This window comes from Natrinema sp. HArc-T2 (assembly GCF_041821085.1).
In the GTDB taxonomy this organism is placed as follows: Archaea; Halobacteriota; Halobacteria; order Halobacteriales; family Natrialbaceae; genus Natrinema.
On sequence record NZ_JBGUAZ010000003.1, the window covers coordinates 616,480 to 633,623 of the forward strand.

Sequence of the window (17,144 nt, forward strand, 5' to 3'; positions counted from 1 at the left end):
TGTCATGATCTGTCGTGTCTTGAATCAGTCGTCGCTCGGTTCTGCGCCTGTACTCGCTGCCGCCTCGGTCGACGACTCCGCGGCGTCGCTGTGGCGGGTCTTCACTTCCTCGGGATCGAACTCGTTGGTCTCCCGGTTGGGCTCGAGCCCCGCGCGTTCGATGATCTCGATGTCCTCGCCGGGCGACTGGCCCTCGGTCGTGAGGTAGTCGCCGGTGAGCAAGCCGTCCGCGCCGGCTTCCAGCGGCAGGTGCTGCTCGTCGGGTGCGAGGTTGACCTCGCGGCCACCGGTCAGGCGGACCCGCGATTCGGGATGCAGGAGTTTGTACACCGCGACCGTCTTGACGATCTCTTCGGTCGAGATGTCGGCCCCCTGTTCGTACAGCGGCGTTCCCTCGACCGGGTTGAGAACGTTGACCGGCAGCGAGGAGATACCGATATCCTGCAACGCGATGGCAGCCTCGACGCGGTCGGTCGGGGTCTCGCCCATGCCGAGGATGACGCCCGCACAGAGGTCCATGCCGGCCTCTTTGGCGACTTCGAGGGTCTTCACTCGATCCTCGAAGCTGTGGGTGTCGACGATCTCGGGGAAGTAGTTCGGCGAGGTCTCGATGTTGTGATTGTAGTGGTTGATCCCCTCGTCGGCAAGGATCGCGGCCTCTTCCTCGGTGAGGATCCCGAGGGAGGCGTCGACCTCGAGATCACACTCGTCGCGCACGAGGCGGATCGACTCGATGACCTCCGCCCACTCCTCGGGCCGGTGTTCCTTCGAGACGCCTTTCTCCGCGACGACGATCCCGAAGCGCTGGGCACCGTCGCGTTCGGCGCGTTTCGCGGCCTCGAGGACCTTCTCCGGGCCGAGGAAGCCGTAGGTTTCGATGCCGGTGTCGAAGTGGACCGACTGCGCACAGAACCCACAGTCCTCGGCGCAGTTGCCCGCTTTCGCGTTGACGATCGAGCAGGCGTCGACCGTGCCGTCACCGAAGTGATCGCGCACGGCCGCACCGGCTTCGGCGAGGACGTCGACCGGCTGGGCCATCAGCGCCAACCCGTCGGTCCGGTCGAGTCGCTCGCCGGCCACGACCCGCTCGAGTGCGTCGTCGACCGTCTCGTTTCCAGTCTCGTAAACCACACTCAGAATGGTGGTTAACGAGTATATAATGTTTTTGGACGGTCACGATCTCGTGATCGTTCGTCGCTTACAGGCCGGTTTCGACGCTCTGCTCGAACGCGTGCGCGCTCGAGAGCACCGTCGCGTCGTCGAACCGTTCCCCAATCAGCATGAGCCCGACCGGCAACCCGTCTGCCGTCCCAGCAGGCACCGACGTCGCCGGATGGCCGGTCACGTCGAACGGGGACGTGTTGTGAAGCATATTGAGCGCACGGTCGATCGCCTCGAGGCGTGAGATCGACTCGTCGACCTCGTGGGCGGTCTGTGGCGTCGTGGGCATCGCGAGGACGTCAACGTCAGCGAGCGCATCGTCATATTTTTCCGCCAGTTGTCGGCTGAGATTCTGTGCTTTCGCGTAGTAGTGGCCGCGGTACTCGTCCGCGAGGTACTCGCCGAGGACGAGCGTGAGCTTCAGCGTCGTGATGTAGTCGTCGGCCTGTGCGCGCCGCGCTCGCCCGAACGCATCGGCCAGTTGCGTATCGTAGAAGCCCTTCCCGTAGTGGCCGACGCCCTCGCTGTCGACCGTCGCGGCCGTCTCCTCGAGGGCGATAGCGTTCCAGATGGTTAGGCCATCGAGGTGCATCGGCACGGAGACCTCCGTCACCGTCGCGCCGGCGTCCTCGAACGCGGTGAGCGCGTCGCGAACGGTGTCGTCGACGCCCGACTCACTGACCTCGTGTCCGAACCCCTCCTCGAGAACACCGACGGTCACGTCCGACGGATCGTCCGAAAGCGCTTCGCGGTAGTCGTCGGTCGGCACGGCTCCCTGGCGAGGGTCGAGGCCGTCCGCTCCGGCGATCACGTTCAGTACTCGCGCGCAGTCGTCGACGGTCGAACAGATCGGTCCGGCGTGGTCGAACGAGCGACCGAGCCCGGCGATCCCGGTGTACGGAACCAGACTGTGGGTGGGCTTGTGTCCGACGAGGCCGCTCCACGCGGCGGGGATTCGAACCGAGCCGCCCTGATCGCCGCCGATAGCGACGTCGACATCGCCGTTGCCGACGGCTGCTGCCGACCCCGACGAGGACCCACCCGCGATGTAGTCCGAGTCGACGGGGTTCAGTACCGGCCCGGTCGCGGAGAGTTCGCCGCTTCCGGAAAACGCCATGTCTTCCATGTTGAGTTTCCCGGTGATGGTCGCACCGGCGTCGAGTAGCCGCGTCACGATCGTCGCGTCCGTCGACGGAACGTATCCCTCGAAGAGCTTCGAGCCGAGCGTCAGCTCGACGCCGGCCAGATTGACGTTGTCTTTGAGCCCGACCTCGTAGCCCTCGAGCGGGCCGTCGTCCGCGCCCCTTACTTCGCACTTCGTGACGAAGGCGTTGAGCGGATCTTCGTCGGGTCCCGGCCGGTAGCCGGGATCGCGGTCGGTGTATTCGAGGCGGGGTCGATAGTCAGGAAGTCGATCCAATCGCTCGTAGCCCAGAAGTGTCTCTGCGATGGCGGCTTCGAAGTCTTCGACCTCTTGATCGGTCAGATCGATGTGATGGCGTCGTGCGTACTCGCGGATCTCCGCCGGCGTCGGCGGCTGGACGTTCGGTGGTGATTCTGGCATACGATCACGGTAGTCGACAACAATGAACAAAAAGATTCGCCGGAGCGTCGACGCTCGAGGGTCGATTGGATCTCCCGCCGAGGGATGGAAGCCGTTTCCATCGGCGACCGCGATCAGCGTCGGTCGGCAAAGAACGTCCGAAGCAGCGGATACCACGCGCCGAAGACGGCCCCGAACGTCGACAGCCCGACGAAACTCCCCCAGTGGTCGACAGGAACCGGATACATACGTGATGTCGCGAGCCCGAGCAAAAGCGGGCCGCCGTAGGCGACGACGCCCACCCAGAGGATGACGCCGTAGGAAAGGCCCAGACAGGCCCCGAGAAACGGACTACGATAGCTCTCGGCGAGCGGTCGCGGGACGTATCGGCCCCGCGAAAGCCGGGTGACGAGCGCCACGAACGGCCCGCCCGCGATGAGGCTGTGACAGAAAACCAGCGTCCACTCGTTTACCACCCCCTCGAGTCCGTAGACGCCGGCCACCGATCGAAGACTGCCGGTCGCGTGTAACACGCCACCGAGCGCCGCCCCGGCGATCAGGGCAGCCGTCACCGTCGTGAGGACCGTCGTCGGCGACGGACTCCCACCACGCTGTGACTGTCTATATGCCATTACTGTATGTCTCAGCCACATTTATATGTATTTATCTGAATTCTATACGACTGTCTAGTTAAGTGAGTGTTTCCGGTCGGTAGCCGGGCATCCCAGCCACTCCGACTGCGTCACCGCGGCGTCTCTGCCCCCCACTTCTCGAGGGCTGTCGCCAGTTCCGTGTGGTCCTCGGCGTACGACTCGAGTGACTCGCCCGCCATCGACGCCTCGACGGACTGTCGGAGGGCTTTCGCGCCCGCGTGGGTGCCGTCGGGGTGGCCGTGGATCCCGCCGCCGGCCTGGACGATGATGTCGGTCCCGAGCGCCTCGAGGAGTTGGTCGACGACACCGGGATGGAGTCCGCCGGACGCAACCGGCAGCACTGGCTTCAGTCCGTGGCACTCGCCCGTAAGCCAGGCGTTGATCCCCGGCGTGTCCTCGTTTGCGAGTTTGCCGAGTCCTGCAGTGCCGGTGTGGATGTGATCGACGCCACAGAGCCGGGCGATCTGGGCGATGACCCGCATCGAGACGCCGTGGTGCTCGAGTCGATCGAAGGCGGCGTGCATCGCACGATGGGCGTGGATCGCCAGGCCGTGCGCCTCGCAGCGCTCGCGGACGCTCTGGACAGCCGCCCAGCCGGTAGTGATCACGTCGACCATGACGAAGCCGCCGCCGTGTTCGGCCACGAGATCGACGCGGTCTAACATTTCAGTGGTTTCTGCGGTGACGTTCACGAGGTAGTCCTTGCGCTCGCCGGTGTCCTCCTGTGCGCGGTCGCGAGCCGCGAGACTCTCCGTCAGGCGGTCTTCGAAGGGATTGAAGTCCTGATCAGTGAGGTTCTCGTCGTCTTTCAACAGGTCGATCCCGCCGCGCCAGGCTTCCTCGCCGACGCGGGCGTGGGCGTCGGTCGAGAGGCCGACCTTCGGTTTCGGGACCGTTGCCAGGACCGGTCGCTCGCCGGCGTCGAGTTTTTCGTGGGCAACGCTCGTGCCAAACTGCGGGCCTGGGAAGCCGTCGACGATCGATTCCGGCCAGTGGCAGTCCTCGAGCCGGATCGAGTCGACGGCTTTCATCCCCAGGATGTTCCCCGCGATACACGAGAGGATCTGGGGCATACTGCCGTCCTCGAACAGTGCATCGGGGTAGGCGACGGTGGTCTCATCACCGTCGATCTCACAGGCCACCGCGCCGAGGTCCGTCAGTTCGTCTTCGTCGACGTGTAAGGCTGCCCAGGTACCGTTCGAGGATTCGGAGGCGACCCGGCTCGCCGCGGCCTCCATCGACATGTCCGCGGCGGGTTCAATCGTGAACTCACAGGTCAGGTCCGCCGTCGCGGGCTCGTATGCGAGGTCCAGAAAGTCGTCGTACTCGATTCCAGTCATGGTACCGAATCGCATTCACCGTGTCGACTAATAGGGCTTGCGCCGATCGTCGGCTGGCTGGGATCGGGTAGCCTTCTTTCGGTCCCGCCGCGCGAAACGCGATTCGCTGGATCGACAGCTTCGATGCCGTTCGACTGGGCGTTTGTCAACCTTCAATCCGGTCGTCCCCCGACCACGGCCAGTAGAGTAATACGTCATCGATGTAATTCGACTGGACTGAAAAAATTCCAAAAGTTAAAGTCTCGTGATAATCCACTAGCATAGAACGAGCGCATGACAGATAGTACGACAGACAGGCGGTCGGGCGACGCCGGGTTCGACGTGGGCTCGAGCGCTGACCTGTTCGGGGAGATCGAATCGGATGGCGAGTCAGGAGACGACACGCGAGCCGAGACCGACAACGGAGACGAATCCGATGTCGGCGACGAGCAAACGGCCGCTGATGTCTTCGACCAGCTCCGGATAGATGCCGACGACGAGGACGGTACCGACGACATCCTCGCGGACGAGAGCCCGGACGACATCATCGCGAGTGCCGACGAACCCGATCCCGAACCCGAGGAGGCTGTCGATGCGGACCTGCTGGCCGACGACGACGAACTCGCAGACCTCCTGCTCACTGGTCGCTCGAAGGACGATGACGGTGAGTTTCTCTGGATCGATCCCGACGCGGATGATGCGGGAGAGCCCGAACCTGACAGCGACAGCGATGCGGACGACGACGCCCTCGAGACGGGTGAGTCGGTCTCGAGCGAGACAGAAGCCGACCCCACAGCTGACAGCGAGACGGAAGCCGACGATGCTGAGACGGCATCCGTTCCCGACGCTGTCGACGAATCTGCTGACGGCATGCAGGCCGAGACCGCTCCATCGACGTCAGATTCGGTTTCCGACGACACCCTTGAGCAGGGCCCGGACTCGAGCGAGGGAGTCGTCGAGGACGAACTCGCCGGTGCCGACTTGAGTGACGAGGCCGACGAGGACGACGATACAGCGCTCGAACTCGAGGATGACGACACAGCGCTCGAACCCGAAGTTGACGGCGCGTCCGAATCCGAGGCCGACGTCCCGGCGACAGAAACCGACGCGGAGCAATCTGACGACTCTGCCAGCCCACTCTCGAAACTCCGCGAGACGCTGGGCGGACTGTTCTAGCTGCCCTGTTCCAACAGCCAAGGTTCGACTGCTCTTTGCTCTCCGATCACGGATCGGGATGCCACGCAAGCCCCTCTCGCCGAACCGTAAACGGTCGCTCGCCACACACGGGACAGCGCGTGCCGCCGCTCGGTGCGTCGTCCCGGTCTGGAATCGTCTGCTCGTCGCCGCAGTTATCGCACTCGAGCCAGACTGGCATACCCGATACTGACGGCTGACACGGTTATGAATCGCCCTGCGGGCGAGCGACGGGCCGTCGTGACGCGCCGACGCCGTGGCTCGTGATGTGTGTGTTGTCAGACCGAGAGAACGGAGAGGCGATCAGTCCGATCCGTCGACCGCCTCGAGTGAATCGGCTGTGTTACGCGAGGAACTCTTCGATGTGGTCGGCGACTTCCTCGGGGGTGTCGCCGACGGGGACGCCGGCGTCGTTGAGCGCCGAGATCTTGCTCTCGGCGGTACCAGTACCGGAGCCCGAGACGATCGCACCGGCGTGGCCCATGCGCTTGCCCGGTGGCGCGGTGCGGCCAGCGATGAAGCCAGCGACCGGCGTGTCGACGTTTTCGTCGATGAACGCGGCAGCTTCCTCTTCGTCTTCGCCACCGATCTCACCGCACATGACGATCGCGTCGGTGTCGGGGTCGTTCTCGAACAGTTCGAGGGCGTCGACGAAGTTGGTGCCGATGATCGGGTCGCCACCGATACCGATGGCGGTGGTCTGGCCGATGCCACGGTTAGTCAGGTTGTCGACGACCTGGTAGGTCAGGGTGCCCGAGCGGGAGATGAGACCGACGTTACCCTCGGAGAAGATATTGCCGGGGAGAATGCCCAGTTTGGCCTCGCCGGGGGTGATGAGGCCGGGACAGTTGGGACCGATGAGTCGCGTGTCGGTCTCAGTCAGACGCTTGTTGACGCGCGCCATGTCCTGGGTCGGGATACCTTCCGTGATCGCGACCGCGAGGTCGAGACCGGAGTCGAGCGACTCGAAGATCGCGTCGCCAGCGAACGCCGGCGGGACGAAGATGACCGAGGTGTCGGCGTTTTTCTCCTCGACTGCTTCGTGGACCGTGTCGTAAACCGGCACGCCGCTGACCTCCTGGCCGCCCTTGCCGGGGACCGCACCGGCAACGACGTTGGTGCCGTACTCCATCATCTGTTCGGTGTGGAACTTACCTTCCCCACCGGTGATGCCCTGTACCACGACGCGCGTGTCGTCGTCGACTAGTACGCTCATTATTCGCTCACCTCCTCAGCGTACTCGACAGCACGCTGAACTGCATCCTCGAGGGTCTGTTCGACCGTCACGAGGTCCTCGTTGAGAATTTCCATGCCTTCCTCCCAGTTGGTACCGGCCAGACGGACGACGACCGGCTTGGGGATCTCGTCGAACTGCTCGAGTGCTTCGTTGATCCCTTTGGCGACCTCGTCGCCGCGGGTGATGCCGCCGAAGATGTTGAAGACGACGCTCTCGACGTTGTCGTCGGAGAAGACCATGTCGAGTGCGTTCGCGATTCGGTCGGCTTTCGCACCGCCACCGACGTCGAGGAAGTTGGCTGGCTCGCCGCCGTAGTAATCGACGAGGTCCAGCGTCGTCATCACGAGACCGGCACCGTTGCCGATGATCCCCGTGTTACCCTCGAGGCGGACGTAGTCGAAGCCGTACTCGTCGGCCTTCTGCTCGAGTTCGTCGCCGCCGGCGGCTTCCTCTTCCATCTCGGCGAGTTCGGGCTGGCGGAACAGCGCGTCCTCGTCGATGTTCATCACGGCGTCGGTCGCGATGACGTCGTCGTCGGAGGTGACCATCAGCGGGTTGATCTCGGCGTCGGCGCCGTCCTTGTCGTCCCAGAGCTGATAGAGCGTGGTGAGCACGCTCGAGACGTCACGGGCGACCGACTGGTCGACACCGGCGTCGTAGACGGCCTTGCGGGCCTGGTAGGGATGCATCCCGAAGGCGGGGTCGATGTGCTCGCGGGCGATCGCGTCGGGATCTTCCTCGGCGACCTCCTCGATGTTGACGCCACCCTTGGTCGAGACCATCGCGACGGGCTTGCCCTCGCCGCGGTCCATCGTGATGCCGACGTAGAGTTCGTCGGTAAAGTCGACCGCTTCCTCAACGAGGACGCGGTCCACGTGGTAGCCTTTGAGATCCATTCCGAGAATGGATTCGGCTGCCTCGCGGGCTTCGTCTTCGTCGTCGGCGAGTTTGATCCCGCCGGCTTTCCCTCGACCACCGACCTGTACCTGCGCCTTGACCGCGACTGGATAGCCGATCTCCTCGGCCGCGGTGACGACGCCATCGACGTCGGACGCGAGTTGCGAGTCCGGCGTCGGTACCCCGGCATCGGCGAAGACCTGCTTCGCCTGGTACTCGTGTAATTTCATACCATTCGAAGGGCCGTTCCGCCCTTGCTTAAATCCTGCCAGTTTCCGCTCGCTACTGACACGCATTCGGGGGCTCTTCCCGTGGATCGTTCACGATTTACCATCCACGACCGGCTGCGCGTGCCATCCACGCAGTCCGGCCCGCAAACGAGTCGGTGCCGATATGGGCCGGTCTGTCACAGCATTCAAAGTTCGGCTTCCCCTAGGCCCACTCGAGGCTCCCCCGTGACAAACCCTACCGCAACCTGTCGACCCTCGGGGTGGGTGTCGTCGATAACGACCGTGCTCCGGTTTGCGGTCCACAGCAACCTCTTTATCTCGCTGGCAACGCTCAGTGTCGTCGTCACCACCGCCGTCCTCGCGGAACTGCCACTCGAGGCCCTACCGCTGTTTATCGTCTTCGCGGCCACGATGTTCGTCTACACCGTCAACCGGTTTACCGACCTCGCGGAAGACGAACAAAACGTCCCGGATCGCGCGGCGTTTACAAAGCGCTACGGCCGCCTCTGGCTGACGGCGGGAACCGTCCTCTACGTCGCCGCGATCGGGATCGCCGTCGCGCTTGGGCTCTCAGGAGCCGCGTATCTGTTGCTCCCACTCGCGGTCGTGTTGCTGTACTCCGTCGGCGGCGTCAAGCAGATCTTTCTCCTCAAGAACCTCGTCGTCGGCCTCGCGTGGGGTGCGCTCCCGCTCGGCGTCGGCTACTACTACGATCAGCTCTGGTCGCTCGAGATTCAGTTCCTCGTCGTCTACGTGACCGTCATGATCACCATCGCCGCGGTGATCTTCGATGTGAAAGACATCGAGGGCGACCGCGAGGAAGGGATTCCGACGGTACCGAACCGGTTCGGCCCGCACGCGACGCGCGTCTGGTCGCTGGTCGCGACCGTCGCCGTCGCCGCGGTGGTCGTCGCGCTCGTACTGGCGGATGTGGTTCCACAGCGATTTCTCGTCGTGCTCGCGATGAACGCCTACGTTTGCGCATACATCCCGTTCGCGACACCCGACCGCGGCCCGCTGTACTACGGGTTCGTCGTCGACGGCGAACACGTCTTCCTCGCCGCAGTCGTGCTCGCACTCGAGTGGCTCGTCTGGTAACGTGGTCGCGCAGTCATTCGTCGTCGGCGACGCCAGTTGCCCGCAGGTACTCCTCGAGCAACGTCGGGAACTGCCCGCCGCGGACGTAGCGCAGGCCGAACTCGTCGGCCCACGAGATGATGCCTCGGTCCTCCGTGACGACGCCGGCGTCGAGTTCGCGCGCGAGGATCAGCAGGTCGAAATCCTCGCGGGAGTCGAGCACGCCCTGTCGGAGCGCCCGGCGGTACTTATCACGCAGATTCGACAGGACTCGATCAGCTTCGGTCATGTAGGCCTCCCGTTTGCCGTCATCGGAGTTACGTGTGAGATCGTCCGGATCGAGCTGTTCGACTTCGCGGATGGCTTCCTCCGAGACCCGCAGGCCGCGGTCGACCCGGTCGCTCATCTCGTCGATGAAGTTGTAGACGATGTTCGCGGGGATCGTGACGCCGTAGCGGTCGGGGCTCTTGCGGACGACCCAGGTATCGAGCCGCGAGAACACGGCGTCGTCGACGTCGCGCTCGCGCAACATCGTCCCCAGTTCGTCGTGGATCGACGGCGGCACGTAACAGGAGATGTTGAGCTCGAGGCGTGCGGTCGCCACCAGATCGAGCAGGCGGAGCACGGCTTCCTCGAGCGATTCGTCGTCACGGCGGATCTCCTCGGTGATAAACAGCGAGGTATCGAGGACGAACCGCTGGCGCGGGAGGTCGCCGGACATACGTTTCGATTGGACCGTGAGCTACATAGGCCTCACCCCGAATACCGACGATCCGAATGGGGACCGGCCCGGTGTTTTTGGCGCTCAACGGCGAGAGTCGACGTATGGACCGCGCAGCGTACCTCGAGCGTCTCGGGGCCACGACTGACGACCCTGTCGACCTCTTCGAGCACTTCGAGCAACGGTCGTTCGATGGTCGGCCCTACCACGTTCTGTCGGACGCGCGCCACGGTCTCGAGCGCGGGACCGTCATCGTCGAAGACGTCGATGCAGTCATCAGAGGGTATCCGAGCATTCCACGACTGCTCGTTCTCGAGCCGGGGGTCCAATCGTTCTTTGAGGGTCGCGAGACCGTCGCCGTCGAGGAGAAACTCGACGGGTTCAACGTCCGGATCGCCAACGTCGGCGAGCCGCTTGCGTTTACCAGAAGCGGCTACGTCTGTCCGTACACGACCGCGCGGGCGCGCAAACTACTGTCGCTCGAGGCCTTTTTCGACGAGCATCCGGAACAGGCCCTCTGTGCCGAACTCATCGGGCCGGAGACGCCCTACACGACAACCGACTACGAAGGGGTCGACACCCACGACTTCCGCGTCTTCGGCGTTCGCGACCGCGAGTCGGGCGAGGCGCTTCCCGTCGCCGATCGCCGCGCGATCTGTGAGACGTACGACTTCAACCAGCCGCGGCTGTTCGGACGGGCACCGCCGGAGACCGCCGCCGAGCTGGTCCACGATGCTATCGCCGAACTCGACGCAGCGGGTCGGGAAGGCGTCGTGATGAAATCGGAATCCGGAGACGCGATGGTCAAGTACACGACCGAAGCTCAGCACCACGGCGAACTCGCCTACGCGTTCTCGCTGCCGTTCGACCACGGCAGGGATTTCGTCTTCTCGCGGCTCATCCGGGAGGCGTTTCAGGCCGCCGAGTTCGACGAGGACGAGGAACGACTACAGGCGCGCGCACACGACCTCGGCGAGTCGATCCTCGTTCCGATGGTCGAGGCCATCCAGGACGTCGACGACGGTGAAACGATCGGCCACCGACATACGGTCAGAGGCGACGCCGACTCCATCGACGCACTCTTCGACCACCTGCACGACCAGTCGATGACGATCGAACTCGAGGCCGACCGTCACGAGCACGGCGAGCGCGTCATCGAGTTCGTCAAGGTGGCCGAATCCAGTCGAGACCGTATCACCTACTATCTCGAGGGCGGCACGCGAAACGAGTGACGCTGCGGTCACAGCGTCCTTGTGCTCGGTCGCGAACGAACCCTTTAGGCATCGGCCACCGGTACGGACGTGTATGCCCGTTCCCAAATCCGAGTTCGAGAACCTCCCGCCGTGTGATTTCTATACGCCGGCGGAACTGCTCGAGGACGACCAGATGTACACCGTCTACGAGATCGCACGACTGCTCCAGGGCCTCGAGCCAGACGCCGACATCGACCGCGAGACCGAGGACATCCTGCTCGACTGGGCGATCCCGTGGGTCATGACCAACGCTGACGACCTCGTGGTCGCCGAACCCCGCAACGAGGACGAACCCGGCTACTACGGCCTGAAAGAATGATCCTTCTCGTGGTCGGTGCCGACCGCGTCGACGCCGGCAAGACGACGTTTTCGACCGGCCTGCTCGAGCGCACCGGCGCGGTCGGCTACAAACCCCGCGCCGGCAACGACTTCTGGTTCGACCACGACGACTGTCGACGCGCCCTCGCCGACGGTCGACTCTACGGCAAGGACGCAGCACGGCTCTCGGCGGCAGCTAGCCGCGGTCGCGCGCCTGAACGACTCAATCCCGTCCACCGGCTCTGGCAGCCCAGTCCCGACGGCGGCAGCGGTCTCCTCGGTCGGAGCGACCGGGAGTTCGTTGTCGACCGGATCGGACGTGACCCAGAGGATGCGTTGTTCGTCCGCAACGCGACCGCCGAGGTTCCGGACGCAGTCGCCGACGCGCTCCCCCTTGCCGACGCCGTTTCCATCGAAACCGTCGCCGAATTCAACGACCTCACCGAGCGCGAGTACGTCCCCGCGTTCGACCGTCTCGCAGACGAGATCGAAGACACAGATGTCGCCGTCGTCGAATCATACAGCGACATCGCGCGTCCACTGTCGTCGCTCGATCCGGCACAGGTTGCCGCCGTCGCCGCCGTCGAACCCGGACGTGTTCGCATCTACAGCGGCGATCGCTACTGTCGGGCCTGCGAGATCGCCAGTTCGAGTCCACGAGACGGGGCCATCGAGAAACGCGTCCCCGACGTACTCGACTATCTCGACCCGCTCGAGCGCGTACGATTACCTCCTCTCGACAAAGAACAGCGAGACGATCCCGCACGGATCGCTCGCGCGTACGCGAACGCGTACGATGCATTCCTCGATGCCGCCGGACGCGTCTGACTGGACTCCTCGGACTCTCCGTCGGGCCGGGTCTCCTACGTCTGGCGAGCCATCTGCGCCGAGAGTTCGACGTGGCCGTAGGGATCGTTGGTCACGCTCGGCCCGTGGCCCGTGTGCATCTCTTCGAGGTCAGGATCGATCCACTCGAGCACGCGGTCGATGCTCTCGATTAGCGTCGGGCGGTCGCCTTCCTCGAGATCGGTGCGGCCGAAACTCCCGTTCTGGAAGATCAGATCGCCGGCGAACAACACGCTTGCCGCCTCCGAATAAAAGCAGAGGTGGTCGTTTTTGTGTCCGGGCGTATGCAGCGCGACGTAGTCGTGATCGCCCAACTGGACTGTCTCCTCGTCCGCGATTGCGTGGTCGACGCCGTCGACTGTGGTATCGTACCCCCACACGTCGACATCGAAGGTCGCTTTGACGGCCTCGAGGTTGCCGACGTGATCGCGGTGGGTATGGGTCAGGATGACGGCTTCGAGATCGTCGACGCGCTCGGCAACGGCTTCGGCGACGTCAAAGTTCGCACCCGTATCGACGAGGGCGGGGCGCTCGCCGGTCACGAGAAAGACGTTGCTAGTAAACGCCTGCACACCCTGTGCGAGATTCGAGATCATAGGGCCTACTATACGGGCGATTGATTTGTGGATATCGACACAGGTCGGTCGGACGGGGGACTGTCGCAAGCGAGTGAGACGCTACCCGACGGACGTTTGAGGCCTGCCCGGGTCGTTTCCGCCAGCCGTCTCGCTATTCACAAGCATTTTTAGCTCCGACACGTAGTGGATAGACGAATGAACCGGCTGGGCTCCGTCGGATTCGTCGTTCTCGTCGTCCTTACGCTCATCGCCGGGGGAAGCGGACCGATCGCGGTGGCCGACACCGGGCCAATCGCACCGCCGACCGCGGAGACACAACCCGCGGCGATGGCTCCCTCGCCGGGTGGAAGCCAGTTCGCCGTCCAAGAGACACAGGGGTTTGACAACACGACGTTCGAGATCATCGTTCACGAAAATGGCAGCGCGACGTGGACGTTCCGGTACGAACAGGTGTTCGCAACCGAAGACAACGCAACCGCTGCCAGAGAGAACTTCAACGCCTTCGCCGAAGAGTTCGAAACCAACGAGACCGAACTTTACGACCAATTTACTGTGCAGTCGCGTACGATGGTCGAATCCGGCCAACAGGAAACCGGTCGGGAGATGGCAGCGACGAACTTCCGCCGCTCCGCACAGATCGAAGAGCGATTTACGGCGACAGGCCTCTCCGAAAACCAGTCCACGACGACGGGTGTCGTCGAAATGTCGTTCACGTGGGAAGGATTCGCAGCCGTCGACGCCGACCGAATCATCGTCGGCGATGTCTTCGAAAATCTCCCGCTCGGCTCCTCTCAAGCGATCGTGATCGAAGCCGGCGGCGATCTCACGTTTCAATCGATCGAACCCGCCGATGGACAGTACGCCGGCAGCTCGCTCGAGGAGGCAGACTCCGTCCGGTGGAGCGGACAACGTGAATTCATCGACGGTCGTCCCCGGGCAGTGTTCGATCGGCCCGGGAGTACTGAGACGGGACTGATTGCGACGATGGATGGTATCGGCCCCGGCTTGTATCTCATCGGGGCTCTCTTCGGCATCGGTTTGGCCGTCGCAGCCGTACTCTGGTATCGACGGTACGGTCCTGGCGCTCGTGACTCTACCGCCGGAGAGACACCGGCTGCATCGCCACAGCCCGCACCAGCCACACCCGATGCGACTGGAGAGCCCTCCGAGGAAACCGACTCGATCGCCGACGAAGAACTACTGACGGACGAAGACCGCGTTGTCAACCTCATCCGCGAGAACGGCGGCCGGATGAAACAAGTCAACATCGTCGAGGAAACCGGCTGGTCGAAATCCAAGGTCAGCATGCTCCTCTCGGATATGGAAGACGACGGCACCATCAGCAAACTCCGCGTCGGTCGCGAAAACATCATCAGCCTCGAGGGCTTCGAACCCGAGGCCACGAAATCACCGTTCGAGGAGTGAAATCTGACTGTCGCTCTCGTGCGACAATTTCCCATCCCTGTGTCGAAACGGAATCCTTAAACATAACACCGCTCTACGATTGAGTGAAGACGAAGCCCGCTCCGATGGTGTAGTCCGGCCAATCATATTGCCCTCTCACGGCAATGACCAGGGTTCGAATCCCTGTCGGAGCACTCCTTTCTTCCCGCCGTCTTTCAGTTTTGTCTATAAATGAGTGTGAAATCAACGTATGTCCACGAGCAAGCCGATTCGATGGGGCTCTTCAACAGCAAACGAAACGTCGTCCATCGCCGTCACACTGCCGAATATCTTGGTCAATCAGCGGTCTCTATGGCAACCATCAGATCCAGTCATACGTACTATCCAGTCAGTGCAGAAATGCCCATTAGCGGTTTCCAACACTGTCTTGAGCTCGTCTTCTCGGCGTTGTTAGTTTTGAACTCTCACGACCGCCACCGGTGAGACAGGGTTAATTGACTGCGACACGAGAGTCGATGTACGCTGCCGAATCCTCATCCTATCTCGATCATGCTTACACCGACAGTCGTCACAGAGTTCGATAGCCAGGCATCGGAAAACACGGAGACGGCGACGTTCGGCCTCGGTTGTTTCTGGGGACCCGATGCGGCGTTCGGCGCCGTTGATGGTGTCGTGCGGACGCGCGTCGGGTATGCTGGTGGGACGAAATCTGACCCGTCCTATGAGATTCTTGGCGATCACACGGAAGTTGTCCAGGTCGAATACGATCTCGAACAGCTCTCGTTCACCGACCTTCTTGAGCGAGCGTTTTCCGAACACAACCCGTACCAGCAGCCTCAGAAGCGCCAGTATCAGAACATCATGTTCACCGAGACAGGTGACCAACACGACCAGCTGCTGGCGTTCCTGAACGAGAGCGATCTCGACCGTGACCGACTCGCAACGCATCTCGAATCACTCGATCAATTCTATCTGGCAGAGGCGTACCACCAGAAGTTCAACCTGCGCGGAAAGCGCTGGATCACCGACGTATTCACCGAGGCGGGCTATGACGAGGAGGCAGTCAGAGAGTCCCCGGCAGCGGCAAAACTGAACGCGCACGTTGCTGGCCACGATGTCAGTGCTCCATTTATCGATCAGGCGTCCGATCCGCGGTCGCGGTGATATCTTCCAGGCACCCGACACGTGGATCCAGCAGCTTAACTCAGTGGGTCCGAGTTGTTTTGTTTGCGTCGTCCGTAATTTCGATAATGCCGACCACATGTGCGCTCTGTCGGCGTATCATCCCTGTTGAGACAATTCGTGATCCACAGGTCGTCCAGGAGCACCACCTGCGACCAGAAGAGCGGGCGGAAAGTCCGACAGTGATGCTGTGTCGTCCATGCCACAAGCAGCTTCACGCAGTGTTCACGAACGGCGAACTCCGGGAAGACTACGACACGATTTCCGCCCTCCAAGCGGCGGATCGGCTTCAGGACTATCTCGACTGGATCCGCAATACCGAGAAGCTCGATATTCAGGTCTCGACCAGTAATCGCGTGCGTAAGCGGACGGGATAGCGTCTATTAAGTCTCTGTGAAGTTACGTTAGAGGTCAGGACGAACCGGTAAGCAAAGTGATTTCGATCGAAGCACCAAGTTCGGGGACGGATACACCGTCGGACCACGAGTCGAGGTTCGAATGCGGCTGTGACCCGGTCGTGGCTGGAAGTGTCTGAAGAATCGTCTGCTTCGGCGAGCGTTGTTTGATCTGTCGGCGTTTTCTCCAACTCAAAGTCATCGGGTGTTACTTCTCGTCGAAGTCCCTCACTAGAATTCGCTGATCGGTCACAGAGGCGATTAGACAGTGGTTCCGACGACTCACGAACTTGTTTGAGCCCGATCGTCGAGATCGACGGGAGGTCGTCGTCGACGAGATGACAGTCGAAGTCAATGGCGAAGAGGTCTCCGCCTGGTCGGCGGTCGATTGTGACACGCAGGAAGTGCTCGCTGTCGAGGTGTCTCCGGGCCGATCAAGCCTCGATGCGTTGCTGTTTCTTAGAAATATGTGAAACGGTGCCGCAGTCACCCGTTCGTGCGGGCAGACTGCGGCCCCTAGTACGACTAGCTGCTCGAGTTCCTCGAGTGCGAATCATGAGGGAATTGTTCGCTTATAAAGCCTGGTTCGATATTTTCAGATACCGAATCAGGCGCTTTCGGCATCGGTTCCTCCCATGAGAGTATAACTGAATTAACGAGCTCGTGGCTCGCAGCCTTCGCAACTCTCCACAATGCGACGATCTGCTCTCGACACCATCCCTAATAACTAGATGAAATTTATAATCACATCTCTATCTATTAGTCTGTGTGGTACTAACTACCTTTGAAGTGAAGCTTCGTAGGCCTTAAGTAGTGGTCGGCGATTGTGTATTAGTACGAAGAAGATGAGGACCCCGCCCCTGCGGTCCGCCGTACAGACGGGATCTGATGTTAGCCTTGGTAGTTCGGTGACGCCCGATCGGTTATTCGATCTGCGTCAGCGAACGTGTGGACCCATGTGTGAGTGTATTTACATTCACCGCCAACTCCCCCAGCTTCGCTGGGGAAGAGCATTTCATTCCGGTTGATCCTGCCGGAGGTCATTGCTATTGGAGTCCGATTTAGCCATGCTAGTTGCACGAGTTCAGACTCGTAGCAGATAGCTCAGTAACACGTGGCCAAACTACCCTATGGAC

At 62.2% G+C, this 17,144-nt stretch carries 17 protein-coding genes, 1 tRNA gene and 1 rRNA gene; 10 read left to right on the plus strand and 9 right to left on the minus strand.

Going from position 1 to position 17,144, the window contains the following annotated elements; genetic code table 11:
- Nucleotides 1–24 precede the first annotated feature (24 nt).
- The 4 genes from bioB to rbcL all read right to left on the minus strand — a co-directional run bounded on the left by bioB (nucleotide 25) and on the right by rbcL (nucleotide 4,697).
- Nucleotides 25–1,131 carry a biotin synthase BioB gene (gene bioB, locus ACERI1_RS10670; RefSeq protein WP_373618130.1) on the minus strand — a complete coding sequence of 369 codons (1,107 nt, stop codon included), beginning with the start codon at nucleotides 1,129–1,131 and terminating at the stop codon, nucleotides 25–27.
- A 67-nt stretch (nucleotides 1,132–1,198) separates the two neighbouring features.
- Complete coding sequence (locus ACERI1_RS10675) at nucleotides 1,199–2,725, minus strand: amidase (protein WP_373618131.1); 1,527 nt, start codon at nucleotides 2,723–2,725, stop codon at nucleotides 1,199–1,201.
- A 113-nt stretch (nucleotides 2,726–2,838) separates the two neighbouring features.
- Nucleotides 2,839–3,336 carry a hypothetical protein gene (locus ACERI1_RS10680; RefSeq protein ID WP_373618132.1) on the minus strand — a complete coding sequence of 166 codons (498 nt, stop codon included), beginning with the start codon at nucleotides 3,334–3,336 and terminating at the stop codon, nucleotides 2,839–2,841.
- A 110-nt stretch (nucleotides 3,337–3,446) separates the two neighbouring features.
- Entirely contained in the window at nucleotides 3,447–4,697 is a 1,251-nt protein-coding gene (gene rbcL, locus ACERI1_RS10685; RefSeq protein WP_373618133.1) for a type III ribulose-bisphosphate carboxylase, read from the minus strand.
- A 273-nt stretch (nucleotides 4,698–4,970) separates the two neighbouring features.
- Here rbcL and ACERI1_RS10690 point away from each other — a divergent pair, with 273 nt between their 5' ends.
- The gene (locus tag ACERI1_RS10690) at nucleotides 4,971–5,852 is read left to right on the plus strand and encodes a hypothetical protein (protein WP_373618134.1); all 882 of its coding nucleotides are present in this window, start codon (nucleotides 4,971–4,973) and stop codon (nucleotides 5,850–5,852) included.
- A 46-nt stretch (nucleotides 5,853–5,898) separates the two neighbouring features.
- Here the strand turns inward: ACERI1_RS10690 and ACERI1_RS10695 are convergent, their stop codons facing one another.
- The 3 genes from ACERI1_RS10695 to sucC all read right to left on the minus strand — a co-directional run bounded on the left by ACERI1_RS10695 (nucleotide 5,899) and on the right by sucC (nucleotide 8,234).
- Nucleotides 5,899–6,051, minus strand: coding sequence for a hypothetical protein (locus ACERI1_RS10695; RefSeq protein WP_373618135.1), 153 nt, complete (start codon nucleotides 6,049–6,051; stop codon nucleotides 5,899–5,901).
- Between the two features lie 162 nt (nucleotides 6,052–6,213).
- Nucleotides 6,214–7,086 (minus strand): succinate--CoA ligase subunit alpha, encoded by an 873-nt coding sequence (gene sucD, locus ACERI1_RS10700; protein ID WP_373618136.1) that lies wholly within the window; start codon nucleotides 7,084–7,086, stop codon nucleotides 6,214–6,216.
- Nucleotides 7,086–8,234, minus strand: coding sequence for an ADP-forming succinate--CoA ligase subunit beta (sucC, locus tag ACERI1_RS10705; RefSeq protein ID WP_373618137.1), 1,149 nt, complete (start codon nucleotides 8,232–8,234; stop codon nucleotides 7,086–7,088). The genes sucD and sucC overlap by 1 nt, the downstream gene beginning before the upstream one ends.
- Nucleotides 8,235–8,459: 225 nt before the next feature.
- Here sucC and ACERI1_RS10710 point away from each other — a divergent pair, with 225 nt between their 5' ends.
- Nucleotides 8,460–9,332: a UbiA family prenyltransferase gene (locus tag ACERI1_RS10710; RefSeq protein WP_373618138.1), complete on the plus strand. Its 873-nt coding sequence runs from the start codon at nucleotides 8,460–8,462 to the stop codon at nucleotides 9,330–9,332.
- 13 nt (nucleotides 9,333–9,345) lie between these two features.
- Here ACERI1_RS10710 and ACERI1_RS10715 read toward each other — a convergent pair whose 3' ends face one another.
- Nucleotides 9,346–10,032, minus strand: coding sequence for an RNA ligase partner protein (locus tag ACERI1_RS10715; RefSeq protein ID WP_373618139.1), 687 nt, complete (start codon nucleotides 10,030–10,032; stop codon nucleotides 9,346–9,348).
- Between the two features lie 104 nt (nucleotides 10,033–10,136).
- On the opposite strand from ACERI1_RS10715, the gene ACERI1_RS10720 reads away from it, so the two are divergent.
- The 3 genes from ACERI1_RS10720 to ACERI1_RS10730 all read left to right on the plus strand — a co-directional run bounded on the left by ACERI1_RS10720 (nucleotide 10,137) and on the right by ACERI1_RS10730 (nucleotide 12,431).
- Nucleotides 10,137–11,264, plus strand: coding sequence for an RNA ligase (locus ACERI1_RS10720; protein ID WP_373618140.1), 1,128 nt, complete (start codon nucleotides 10,137–10,139; stop codon nucleotides 11,262–11,264).
- Nucleotides 11,265–11,337: 73 nt separating this feature from the next.
- A complete protein-coding gene (locus ACERI1_RS10725) occupies nucleotides 11,338–11,604 on the plus strand; it encodes a DUF5827 family protein (RefSeq protein WP_373618142.1) in 267 nt (88 codons plus the stop codon).
- Nucleotides 11,601–12,431: an ATPase gene (locus ACERI1_RS10730; RefSeq protein ID WP_373618143.1), complete on the plus strand. Its 831-nt coding sequence runs from the start codon at nucleotides 11,601–11,603 to the stop codon at nucleotides 12,429–12,431. The genes ACERI1_RS10725 and ACERI1_RS10730 overlap by 4 nt, the downstream gene beginning before the upstream one ends.
- Nucleotides 12,432–12,466: 35 nt before the next feature.
- Here ACERI1_RS10730 and ACERI1_RS10735 read toward each other — a convergent pair whose 3' ends face one another.
- The gene (locus ACERI1_RS10735) at nucleotides 12,467–13,045 is read right to left on the minus strand and encodes an MBL fold metallo-hydrolase (RefSeq protein WP_373618144.1); all 579 of its coding nucleotides are present in this window, start codon (nucleotides 13,043–13,045) and stop codon (nucleotides 12,467–12,469) included.
- Between the two features lie 177 nt (nucleotides 13,046–13,222).
- On the opposite strand from ACERI1_RS10735, the gene ACERI1_RS10740 reads away from it, so the two are divergent.
- The 5 genes from ACERI1_RS10740 to ACERI1_RS10760 all read left to right on the plus strand — a co-directional run.
- Nucleotides 13,223–14,452: a helix-turn-helix transcriptional regulator gene (locus ACERI1_RS10740; RefSeq protein WP_373618145.1), complete on the plus strand. Its 1,230-nt coding sequence runs from the start codon at nucleotides 13,223–13,225 to the stop codon at nucleotides 14,450–14,452.
- A 98-nt stretch (nucleotides 14,453–14,550) separates the two neighbouring features.
- A tRNA-Glu gene (locus tag ACERI1_RS10745) sits at nucleotides 14,551–14,625 on the plus strand.
- A gap of 352 nt (nucleotides 14,626–14,977) precedes the next feature.
- Nucleotides 14,978–15,595, plus strand: a complete 618-nt coding sequence (locus ACERI1_RS10750) for a peptide-methionine (S)-S-oxide reductase MsrA (protein ID WP_373618161.1) — start codon at nucleotides 14,978–14,980, stop codon at nucleotides 15,593–15,595.
- An 86-nt stretch (nucleotides 15,596–15,681) separates the two neighbouring features.
- Nucleotides 15,682–15,990, plus strand: coding sequence for a hypothetical protein (locus ACERI1_RS10755; RefSeq protein WP_373618146.1), 309 nt, complete (start codon nucleotides 15,682–15,684; stop codon nucleotides 15,988–15,990).
- A gap of 1,035 nt (nucleotides 15,991–17,025) precedes the next feature.
- A 16S ribosomal RNA gene (locus ACERI1_RS10760) occupies nucleotides 17,026–17,144 on the plus strand; the annotation flags it as partial.